12 protein-coding genes and 2 pseudogenes are annotated in these 10,526 nt (G+C 63.9%); 7 read left to right on the forward strand and 7 right to left on the reverse strand.

The features are described from left to right. Positions 1–249: hypothetical protein (locus tag VNM24_05950; GenBank protein ID HWQ38147.1), on the reverse strand; the 249-nt coding region annotated here is incomplete at its 3' end. Positions 250–389: 140 nt separating this feature from the next. Here VNM24_05950 and VNM24_05955 point away from each other — a divergent pair. From VNM24_05955 to VNM24_05985, 7 genes are all read left to right on the forward strand, one after another. Beyond that, the gene (locus VNM24_05955; protein ID HWQ38148.1) at positions 390–743 is read left to right on the forward strand and encodes a hypothetical protein; all 354 of its coding nucleotides are present in this window, start codon (positions 390–392) and stop codon (positions 741–743) included. A 196-nt stretch (positions 744–939) separates the two neighbouring features. Next, entirely contained in the window at positions 940–1,272 is a 333-nt protein-coding gene (locus VNM24_05960; protein HWQ38149.1) for a hypothetical protein, read from the forward strand. A gap of 119 nt (positions 1,273–1,391) precedes the next feature. Continuing rightward, a complete protein-coding gene (locus tag VNM24_05965; GenBank protein HWQ38150.1) occupies positions 1,392–1,673 on the forward strand; it encodes a hypothetical protein in 282 nt (93 codons plus the stop codon). After that, on the forward strand, positions 1,674–1,934 hold the full coding sequence (locus tag VNM24_05970) for a helix-turn-helix transcriptional regulator (GenBank protein HWQ38151.1): 261 nt from the start codon (positions 1,674–1,676) through the stop codon (positions 1,932–1,934). It abuts the gene before it with no gap. Between the two features lie 123 nt (positions 1,935–2,057). After that, the gene (locus VNM24_05975) at positions 2,058–2,321 is read left to right on the forward strand and encodes a BrnT family toxin (protein ID HWQ38152.1); all 264 of its coding nucleotides are present in this window, start codon (positions 2,058–2,060) and stop codon (positions 2,319–2,321) included. After that, positions 2,305–2,604: a BrnA antitoxin family protein gene (locus VNM24_05980; GenBank protein ID HWQ38153.1), complete on the forward strand. Its 300-nt coding sequence runs from the start codon at positions 2,305–2,307 to the stop codon at positions 2,602–2,604. The genes VNM24_05975 and VNM24_05980 overlap by 17 nt, the downstream gene beginning before the upstream one ends. A 103-nt stretch (positions 2,605–2,707) precedes the next feature. After that, on the forward strand, positions 2,708–5,764 hold the full coding sequence (locus tag VNM24_05985) for an AAA domain-containing protein (protein HWQ38154.1): 3,057 nt from the start codon (positions 2,708–2,710) through the stop codon (positions 5,762–5,764). Between the two features lie 273 nt (positions 5,765–6,037). On the opposite strand, the pseudogene VNM24_05990 reads toward VNM24_05985, so the two are convergent. From VNM24_05990 to VNM24_06015, 6 genes and pseudogenes are all read right to left on the reverse strand, one after another. Then, positions 6,038–7,233: pseudogene (locus VNM24_05990) on the reverse strand (IS3 family transposase). A 100-nt stretch (positions 7,234–7,333) separates the two neighbouring features. Continuing rightward, the gene (locus tag VNM24_05995; GenBank protein ID HWQ38155.1) at positions 7,334–7,546 is read right to left on the reverse strand and encodes a type II toxin-antitoxin system HicB family antitoxin; all 213 of its coding nucleotides are present in this window, start codon (positions 7,544–7,546) and stop codon (positions 7,334–7,336) included. Between the two features lie 7 nt (positions 7,547–7,553). Next, a complete protein-coding gene (locus VNM24_06000; GenBank protein ID HWQ38156.1) occupies positions 7,554–7,742 on the reverse strand; it encodes a type II toxin-antitoxin system HicA family toxin in 189 nt (62 codons plus the stop codon). Next, positions 7,729–8,190, reverse strand: coding sequence for a BrnA antitoxin family protein (locus tag VNM24_06005; protein HWQ38157.1), 462 nt, complete (start codon positions 8,188–8,190; stop codon positions 7,729–7,731). Before VNM24_06005 ends, VNM24_06000 begins: the two co-directional genes overlap by 14 nt. A gap of 22 nt (positions 8,191–8,212) precedes the next feature. After that, positions 8,213–8,326, reverse strand: a pseudogene (locus VNM24_06010) (IS5/IS1182 family transposase). A 140-nt stretch (positions 8,327–8,466) separates the two neighbouring features. Further along, a partial coding sequence (locus tag VNM24_06015) for a fused MFS/spermidine synthase (protein HWQ38158.1) occupies positions 8,467–10,526 on the reverse strand: 2,060 nt, incomplete at its 5' end.

Consider the following 10,526-nt stretch of genomic DNA (forward strand, 5'->3'; position numbering starts at 1 on the left):
CGCGCCAGCTTCAGGCAATCGCGCCGGTCGGTCTTGATCCGGTCGGCGCTGCTGCGCGGGGTCAGCCCCGGGGACACCACCCAGCAATCGTGTCCTCGGGCGCGCAGCATCCGGTAGATGCCGAACCCGCAGGGCCCCGCCGATCGCGCCGTAGGGACGCACCTCGCCAGCGCGCTCCTCGCCCGTGGCGACGTCCATCGAGTCCTTGCGAACGTCCATGCGGACGAACAGCTTGATAGACTTGCTCATGGCCTGCCTCCTCGACAAAGTTGACGCCTGCGTGTTCAACGTGTGGCTCGGCGTGTTCACCCACGCAATCCACAGTACAGCGGAGGCAGGCCGCCTGCTATCGGGAAGCCATTCTGTCTAGGGTGCATCGGGAAACAAGCATGAACCATCGAGCATCATGGGCCTGGATGGTTGCGATCATCGGAGGCGCAGTCTTGTGGTCTGTGGCAACCGGCGTCAGCGGCAGGCGGGAGGCTTGGGATTCAACGCTTTATTGGATGGTGGCTTATCCATTGAGCATTTGCCTCGCTGCCGGCCTTGGCTATTGGGTTCCTGAGAAACCTTGGCGCTGGGGGCTGGCCGTGATGCTGGCGCAGGCGTTGGTACTGATCATTTCCAAGTCGGATTTCAGCTTGTTGCCGCTGGGCTTGATTGTGTTTTCGATTCTCGCCCTGCCGGCGGTCGGCGCTGCCGCGCTCATGGCCAAGTTCCGCCTGCGCTCGGGGAAAGTCTGACGGCGATTTTTCAGGCGCTGCTGTTTCTGATTTTCGGCGCTGGCCTGTTGTCGGTGGACTATTCGGCATTGCGCAGTGGCCGATTGCCCTGTGGCCCAAACGTATTCAAGGGCAGGCAGGAGTTCAGGAAGAACGAACAGCCCTTCGGTTTCCGCCGAACCATTGCCGCTTCGTTGACCCGCTCAGGAGCCTGCCCGTGGCCGCTATGCTCAATCTGCTCATCAAAATCGGGCCCGTAGTCTTTCTGATGGGCCTGGTCGTGTCGATTGCCCTCGTGGCGTTCGGATTCACCCGCCGAGGCAACGACAGGATGAGGTGGCTCGGCCGTTCCGTTCTGGGGTTGGCCGCGCTCGGTGTCGCTGCGTTGTTCGCCGGTGCGGCGTTGGGAATTGCAGTATTCTGCTCGTCCGAAAAGATGGGCAATCTCTGCGGCTTGGGTGGCGTCTTCGGCTCAGGGCCACTGCTGGCTGGCGTCTCCCTCGCAATCTATGCGTACCGTCGTGTATCGCGGGCCAGTAGTGCACCCTAACAACGCGCTCCAGCCGACCGTCAAAGCGCTGCGCGGTTCGCCGTCGGCTGAGCTTGGGCGCTATGCCGCAGACCTCGACGCGCCTTGCCATGCCATATATGGTATAGGCACAATGCGGCATGTGGCGCATTGAGGAGCATCGCCGCGTCGACAAGCAGCTCGCCTCGGCGCCGCGGGAGAGCCTCAAGCGGTACGAAAAGTGGAAGGACATCGCCATGCTCTCCGGACCACCGGGGCTTCGTCTGATCAGAGGCTTCAGCGACGAAGCATTGCCCGGCGGGTGGAAAGGGCATCGGTCCTCACGCCTTGGGCTGCAATGGCGCGTCATCTACCGCACCGTGCCGGAGCAGCAGCTGTTTCAGGTGGTTTCGATCACCCCGCACGACTATCGGGGGCCGTAAATGAAGGAATTCCGCCCCGCGAAGAAGCGCGTCACTGTCTCGGTGGGTGAATCCGTGCGTATCGTTCGCGAGCTGCAAGGCTTGAGCCAGAATCAACTCGCGGAGCGCACGGGGATCCCTCAGGCCACGCTCTCTGCGATCGAGAACGGCCGCGTTCGCCTGGGCGTTGAGCGTGCAAAGGTGCTTGCGAAAGCCCTCAAATGCCACCCTGCCGTACTAGTGTTCCCGGGATGGGACGATCATCTACAAACTGCGGCATAACCTCCTGCTGCAGCCGACGCGCTGAAGCGCGCGGCTGAGCGCGGCGTTCGGCGTCATTGGGCACGCCCACGACATGGCTCGGATTGACCGCTCCCTTTTCTGTAGCTACACTAATCCGTCCGAATCGAGTTCGATCCCGCCAAAGATGCAGCAAACCGTGCCAGACACGGCGTGCCCTTGAGCTTGGCGCGGGAGCTTGACTGGGACGCTGCGCTCGCTTGGGTCGACCATCGGTTTGTCTACGACGAGATGCGCATGATCGCTCTCGCCCCCAAGACCAACACGCTCTACTACGTGGCATTCGTCGACCGCGGTGACCGACGCAGGATCATCACTCTCCGCCGGGCGACGCGTCGAGAGGTTAAGCACTATGTCGAAAACATCTAGACGTTCCAAGATCGCGATTCCGACCCAGGCGGAGGATCGAAGGATCCGCGCGGCCGCAAAGGCGGATCCCGACGCGCAGCCACTTTCCCCGAAGCAATTGAAATCGATGGTTCCGCTTCGTGCGCTCCGAGGCAGGCCAAAGTCGGAGAGCCCAAAGTTGCTCCTATCGGTCCGATACAGCCGAGACGTAGTGGAGTACTTCAAGTCCACAGGGGCTGGTTGGCAATCGCGCATGGATAGCGTTCTCCGTGCTTACGTCACCCGCCGATCGCGCGGCACGTAAGAATGACGCCGAACCAGCCCATCCACCGGACCCGTTCCGGCGGGCTTCGCCCGCCTACACGGGCCGGTGATGGGCGGCGTTAGCTTGCCGGAGGCTCAGTGCATTGACGGAACAAGATCTTCTGCGCCTTCTTCGTTTCTACCTTGCCTGCGTTGAGGCAGAGGACCGGCGCTCGCTGACCAAGAAGCTGTCCGCCCTGCATCGCTCCCTCATCTCGCCGTGGGACACAGAGGAACCGCTGTTCCATCCCGAAGCGTCTGAGATCATTCTGGAGGCGAGTCTCACTCCGGATCGCAAGGTTCTGCTTGGCGGAAGCGCGCTTGCCGGGGGCGTTGAGCGCTGGTTCTACGGCTATCCGATCTTTCTCGACGAGGGTGGCTTTCTCTCGCCGCTATTCGTGACAGAGGTCGACGTAGAGCACCTAAGCGACCACCGTTTTGCAGTGCGACCCGGGGACGCCAAGGAACTACAGGTCAACCATCATGTCTTCCGGCGCCAGCATACGCAGGCCGAGGAGTTGCGTGCGATTCAGGAGGCACTGGAAGGAGATTACGGCTCTTTCACGGACCGAGTCCGAACGGCCTTCGAGATGCTGGGTGTGCCCGCTCCTGACATCTCTCCGGATCGCCTGGAGCCCTATCCAAGGAGCGACTCGCCGCGCAGCCGCTGGGTCAATCGGCCAATCCTCTTCAAGAGCGAGCGAAGCGTGTACACCCACCACCTCCGGCGTGAGCTGGAGGCGCTTACCCAATACCCGCGCCTCTCCAACGCCCTCGGTGCGACGGCCGCCGGAATACTCGCTGGCATATCGCCACCGGCCTCAGGGAAGGCCACGCGAGAGGCTGAGTCGTTGCCTGCTCTCCTTCAAGTGCTGCCACTGAACCAAGGCCAGGAGGAAGCGGCGCGGGCAGGACTTCGTCACACCCTTACCGTCGTCACCGGGCCACCCGGGACAGGTAAGTCACAGGTCGTTGTCAATCTACTCGCTAGTTGTGCCCTCGCGGGGCGGCCGGTGCTGTTCGCCAGCAAGAACAACAAGGCCGTCGATGTTGTCCGTGACCGCCTACGAGAAATCCTTGGCGAAGAGCGGGACTGGACGCTTCGGCTCGGCAGCCGCAACGCGATGGACGAATCACGGCAAGAGATGGATGCGCGGTTGAATGCGCTTCGGCCCGATGCGGTGCCAACAGCTCCCGCGCCGAAGCTTCTCCATGACCTTGATGAAAAGGTGGTAGCAGGGCGCCGCCGAATCGAGAACCTGGAGCGCGTCCTAGTGGATTACGCTGGCCTCGAGCGGGACCGCCGTGTTGCCGAAGGTCTGGTGGAACAGGGATGGGTAGATGCATGGAGTGAGGCACGCAGTCCTTCTCCCGATCTATCGCGTGTCGAGCGACTGTCGGCGACTGCCGACGCTCTTGCCGGAAAACGCCCCGCCGGACTCTGGCTCAAGCTGAAGCGAGCGCTCTTCCCAGCCGTCCTCCTGCGGAAGCAGCGCGCCGAACTCGCGTCGCTCACGGCGCGGCTTCCTGAGAAGGTGCGTGCGGATCTGCTCGCTGTGGTTGACCTGCCGAGTGCGGAGGCGTTTGCCTCCCTCGCAGAGGCCTGCGGGCGGCTAGCCCGCTTGGCGCGCTGGCTCGCGACCGAGGATCGGTGCGCGCAGGCGCTCGCCAGGCTCGCTGCGGAGGACCCTACCAGCGTCCTCGCTGGGCACTTGGACGATCTCCAGCGCCGCCGAGCCGAACTCGCCTGCGATCAGTTCCGGGCGGCGTGGACGGCGCGCCTCGCACCCCGGGCCGCCTCCGTCAGATACGCGCTCGACCGGTACTTCGACCTATCGACAAGGTTGCGTCAGACCCGCGGCAGCGCGTTTTTCCAAGTTCTCGAACAGTTTAAGGGCGTCGTCCAATCTCTCGGTGGCGATCTTCCGGTCTGGGTCGTGACCAACCTATCTGTTCGGAACGCTCTCCCGCTGGAGCCAGCTCTATTCGACTTGGTAATTCTGGACGAGGCGAGTCAGTGTGACATCCCATCTGCGCTTCCGCTGCTCTTCAGAGCACGGCGCGCGCTCATCATCGGTGATCCGCGTCAGCTTCGCCACATCAGCACGCTGTCGCCTTCGGAAGAGGAAAGTCTGGCGGCGCAGCACGGCGTCGGCCACCTGCTGGAAACGTGGTCCTACAATCAGCGTTCACTCTACGCACTGGCCGAGGGAAACTTGATCGAACGCGGTGGGCGACCGCTCTTTCTTGCGGAACACTATAGATCTCACCCAGAAATCATCGAGTTCTCCAACCGCACGTTCTACCAGGGGCAGCTCATTCTGCGTACGCCTCTTGAAAAGCTGTGCGCGAGACTGGGAGGCGAGCGGCTCGGGGTCTTCTGGCACGATGTTCCCGGCACCGTCGCCCGCTCGTCGCGAAGCGCTGTCAACGACATCGAGCTACGGGCAGTAGTCGACCTTCTTGACGAATGGGCACGGACCGGATTCCTGCTCCGTGACGGGCTCAGTTTCGGGATCGTCACCCCATTCCGGCTCCAGATGGAGCGACTAGAGGAGATCGTACGCGAAAGGCCGTGGTGGGATCGTGTGAAAGGCCGGCTCACCGTCGGGACTGCTCACCGCTTCCAGGGCGATGAGCGGGATGTGATGGTCTTCTCACCCGTCGTGGCCAACGGGATGCTCCCGCGACTATCGCGCTGGGTCGCGGAGACCGACCAACTGCTCAACGTGGCTATCACCCGCGCACGAGGCGCGCTCCACGTCGTTGGCGATCGCCGTGCCTGCCAGGCGGCAGGCGGGTTCCTGGGCGAGTTTGCTGCCAGTGTCGGCGTGGGCGTCCCGACGCTCGGTGTCGCGCCCGCATTCGAATCGGCTGCTGAGGCAAGGATGGCCGAGCTCCTCACCGAGGCTGCGCTTTGGTACTTGCCGCAACAGCAATTCGGCCGCTACCGGCTCGATTTTCTGGTGGTCGCGCCGTGTGGTGGTCGATACAACGTTGAGGTCGATGGCAGACAGCACCTCACGGACGACGGAGTCCGCAGCGACGAAATCCGCGATGCGACAGTTACCGGAGCGGGAATCCGTGTGGTGCGGGTTAGTGCCCGCCAAGTCTTCGCCCAGGAGGAATCAGTACGCATCATGCTGCGACGGCTCGTCTGAGACGAATCTCAGCGAGAGCCATTGAAGACGGAGACGATAAACACGCAAGCCAACAACAGCATGCAGCGGACGGCGCTCCGCGCCGCCGCTGATGCTGGTCGTTATGTTTCATTCCGCCGATGAAGTGCTGGGTTTGCGGTAATGAAGCTCGCACCGGCGAGCACACGATCAAGAGATCCGACTTGCGCGCGATCTTTGGCCACGTTTCGCAGGATCGACCGCTTGGAGTTGACTACGTTTCCGTGGACGGTTTAGCGCTTGGGTCACAAGCGGTTATCCACAGGGGCGCGCGCCGGGCGCTTCGAACGCTGCCGGGCGCGCGGCCATGTGGGTAACCGCGCGCGCATGTTGCATTGAATGACGCCGCTCGAACTCGATCGGCGAGATTCTGCCAAGGCCCGAGTGACGCCGCGTCGGGTTGTACCAGCCTTCGATGAACTCGAAGATCGCCATCCTCGCTTCGGCCTTCGTGGCAAAGCGCCGGCGATCGAGCAGCTCGCATTCGAGCGTCGCGAAGAAGCTCTCGCACATGGCGTTGTCGTAGGCATCGCCCGCCGATCCCGTGGAGGGCCGGATTTTCGCCGCCTTGCAGCGCAGCCCGAACTCGATCGAGGTGTACTGCGTGCCGTGATCGGAATGGTGAACGGCTCCTTTGGCTTTGCGTTGCCCCGGTGCCATGTTGAGCGCGGCAAGGACCAGTTCCGTCCTCAGGTGCTCGGCCATCGCCCAACCGACGATTCTGCGGCTCGAGGCATCGAGCACGACCGCCAGGAACAGGAACCCCGCCCGGGTTGGAATGGAGGTGATGTCGGCGACCCGGAGCCGGTTCGGGGCATCGGCGCTGAATTCCCGCTGCACCAGATCGGCCCCCGGTGTGGCATCGGCGTTCCGCGTCGTCTCGTGATCACGAACTTACGGCGGCATACACCGCGAAGGCCCTCCCGCTTACATGAGCCGGGCGATGCGCTTCTTACCCACCCGGATGCCTTCATCGCGCAGGTCCTCCAGGATATTGGGCGCACCGTAGGCACCCTTGGAGCGCGCATGGTAGTGCCGGATGCGCGCCATCAATTGCGCATCCCGGATCGCGCGCGCCGACGGCTCGCGCTTGACCCACGCGTAGTAGCCGCTCGGGGAGACTGCAAACACGCGACACATCGTTCTCACCGGAAACTCGACCTGGTGCGCCGTCACGAACCGGAAGACTTCTTCGGTGTCGTGTCGGCCCCCCGTGCGAACCAGGCCGTGGCCTTTGCCAGGATCTCGCGCCCCAGCTTCACCTGGCGCAGCTTCGCCAGCTCTTCGCGTTCCAGGCTCGTCAGCACATCGCGGCGCTTGCCGCCGTCGGCCTCGGCGCGCTTGACCCAGTTACGGATCGTCTGCGCCGAGGGCTCGAACTCCTTCGCCAGCTCCTCCGGGCTGCGGCCGGCCCAGACCAACTCAATCAGTTTCCACCGAAACTCAGGCAGCTATGCAATGCGACTGCGGGCCATCGTGGACCTCCCTTTCGACCAACATTGAAATGTGTCCACGAAAGCGGGTCAACTCCACGCGCCGGTGGCTGCGCGCTTATGCCGCAACGTCAACGTACTCGACACGGCTCTCGGGCTGCGGAATCGGAAGACCGTCCTCGCGCATACCTTCAAGGTGAAACTCAATGGCCTCCCGGATCTGCGCCTCGGCTTCCTCGACAGTTGCGCCCGTCGCGACGCAGCCCGGAAGATCCGGCACATACGCCGAGAAATTGCCTTCAGCCTTTTCGATTACGATCGCATAGCGCATACCCACCTCACTTCTTCAGACCCGCCTGCTTCAAAATGCTGTTCAAGGTGCCAGCAGCCAGATCGTCGTTCGGTTTTCCCGGAACAGTGACTCGGCCCGGTTTCGTCGAATGCTTGAATTGACGATGGCTGCCTCGGGTCGCCACCAAGTACCAGCCATCGTCGCTAAGCATTCGAAGTACATCACGAACCTTCATCCAGTGAGGATATCAGGACCGCCGAACTTCGCCCGACGTCCGAATTTTGTTGTGGCGTAACGTCAGCGGCCACCGCCGCGCGCCGCTCTTGCGCGTGTCCGTGTGGCCGCTTTGTTAGACCTCGCCTCTTGATGCGACGTAGCGCCTCGTTGATGCGCGACTGATAGCCGGGGCCTTGCGAACGGACGAACGCAATGACATCGGCGTCCAGGCGAATGGTAGCAAGAACCTTCGTCGGCGCCTTCTGCGGCCCACGACCTCGGCGAAGGACGGGCGGGCCGAGCATGTCCTCTGACCAAGGAGGATTGTCGCGGTCAACCACCCTTGCGGAGGTACTCTTCGGCGGCCTCAAAGTAATAGCGCGCTTCATAGGGTGCGGCCTTGCGTAACGAGGTGACATGCATGTCGTCGTCGCGCTCGGTGTACACCAGGACGACGACCTCGGCATTCGGAAGCCCGAACGTCACCACGAGCACGGCGTCGGCCCGCGCCTTCACCCGGCGCAAGGGGTGATCGGCCGGAACGCGCTCCTCGACCGAGACGTAGCTGAACAAGGCACCCGGAGCATCGACCTGGCCGCGCATTCTTCTTCTCGCTCGAACGAGGCTACCACTATTACCGTCTGTCGCGATGATCGTTCGCGGGGTTTTTCAGCACCCTGTTAGAGCAGAGGATTACTTCAGAGTGTCCCTAATGGGTGACCCCGATTCTGGCGCAGTCCGGGTTACCGCACCACCTTGAACAGGTTGTTGAAGCTGTCGGTCCAGGGCTTGAGACCCGGGATCGGCTCGATTTCCTCGGCGTCGGCGAAGCGCTTGTCGGCGAGCAGGATCTCGTTCTCGGTGACGAGCACGTAGGAGGTGCCGGAGTACTTTTCCTCGCTCGGATCGTCCTCGACGAGGATCGCCTTCATGCCCTCGGCCTCGGCGACGAGCTTCACCAGCGGGGCGAGCTTCACGAACCGGTTGGTGACGTTGTAGACGATCACGCCGCCGGGCGCGAGATGGCGGCGGTACACGCGCAGCGCCTCGCGCGTGAGGAGGTGAATCGGGATCGAGCCGCTGGAGAACGCATCCACCGAAAGGAGATCGAACTTCTGCGGCGGATCGCGCTCGAGGTTGAGCCGCCCGTCGCCGGTGACGATGTCTATTTTGGCTTTCGATTCCCTGAGGTACCAGAAGTGCTCGCGCGCGATGCGCACCACTTCCGGGTCCAGCTCGTAGATGCGGAAGTAGTCGCCCGGCTGCGCCCAGGCGGTGAAGACGCCGACGCCGAGACCCACGATGCCCACCCGCCGCGGCCGGCCGTTGTAGAAGTCGAGCGCGCGTGCAATGCCCGAGGTCGGCCCGAAGTAGCTGATCGGCTGCGCGCGCAGCGCCGGATCGGTGTATTCCCAGCCGTGGTTGATGACCCCGTGCACGAGGCTGCGGGTGGTGTGCGCGTCGCCCCGGTCGGTCTCCTTCACGCGCAGCGCGCCGTAGAAGTTGCGGGTGACGAGCAGTGCATTGGCGCGCACGTAGGCGAGATATTCGTAGGCGAACCACGCCACCGTCGCGCTCACCGCGAGCGCCACCGCGGGCGTCGCGACCGCCACCGTGCGGTGGGCGATTTTCCAGCGCGTCGGCCAGGTGAGCCAGGCGGCGAGCAGCCCGCAGGCGACGAGCGCGATCGGCAGCTCAAGGTAGAAGTCGAACACGCGCGGCGCCACCAGCCCGACGAAGAGGCCGCCGGCCGCGCCGCCCAGAGACACCATCAGGTAAAAGCGCGTGAGGTACTTCGGCGCCGGGCGCATCGCCGCCAGTTCCCCGTGGCAGAACATGCAGGCGGCGAAGAGCCCGGCGCTGTAGAGCGCGATCGAGGCGCGGATGTTCATGACGCCGAGGTTCTCGTAGAGGAAATAGGCCATCGCGACGAGCAGGGCGAAGAGCAGCGGCAGGCCCCAGGCGCGCGAATACCAGCCGCTCACGCCGCGGCGCGACGTGACGTCGAAGACGAGGATGAACGAGGCGAGGTAGAGCACCAGCGGCAGGATCCAGATGAACGGAACCGAGGCGATGTTCTGCGTAATGTGGTTGGTGACGGCGAGCAGCATCAGCGAGCCCAGCGCCGAAAGTCCGAGCCAGAGCAGGTAATCGGGCGCGCGCGGGGCCCGCGCCGGCTGCGCCGCTTCGACCGTCGCCGCCGCCACCGGGGCGGCGGCCGGCTCGTCGTGGCGCGCCGCCTTCCATGCCGCGGCGACGCAGAGCGCGGCGAACGCGGCGTAGAGGGCGCTCCAGCCCCACGCCTGCCCGTCCAGCGACACCAGAGGCTCGATCAGCGGCGGATAGCCGATGAGGGCGGTGAGCGAGGCGAGGTTGGAGAGCGCGAACAGCCGGTACACCGTGCCGCGGGGGAAGGTGCGCGCGAACCAAGCCTGCACCAGCGGCCCGGTGGTCGAGAGCAGGAAGTAGGGCAGCCCGATGGTGGCGGTAAGCAGCAGCAGGATGCGGCTCGTGGGCTCGGTGTCGGGATCCGGCTTCCACGATTCGGCGGCGAGGATCGGCAGGAAGGCGAGGCTCGCGACGAGGAGCACGGTGTGCAGGACCGCCTGCGCGCGCGGAGCGAGCTTGCGCGCGACGGCATCCGAGTACGCATAGCCCGCGAGCAGCACGACCTGGAAGAACACCATGCAGGTGGTCCACACCGCCGCGGTGCCGCCGAACCACGGCAGGATCTGCTTGGCGATGATCGGCTGCACGAGAAAGAGCAGGAACGCGCTCGTGAAGACGGTGGCGGCGAAAAGAA

Source organism: Burkholderiales bacterium, assembly GCA_035560005.1.
GTDB lineage: Bacteria > Pseudomonadota > Gammaproteobacteria > Burkholderiales > Eutrophovitaceae > DASRFY01.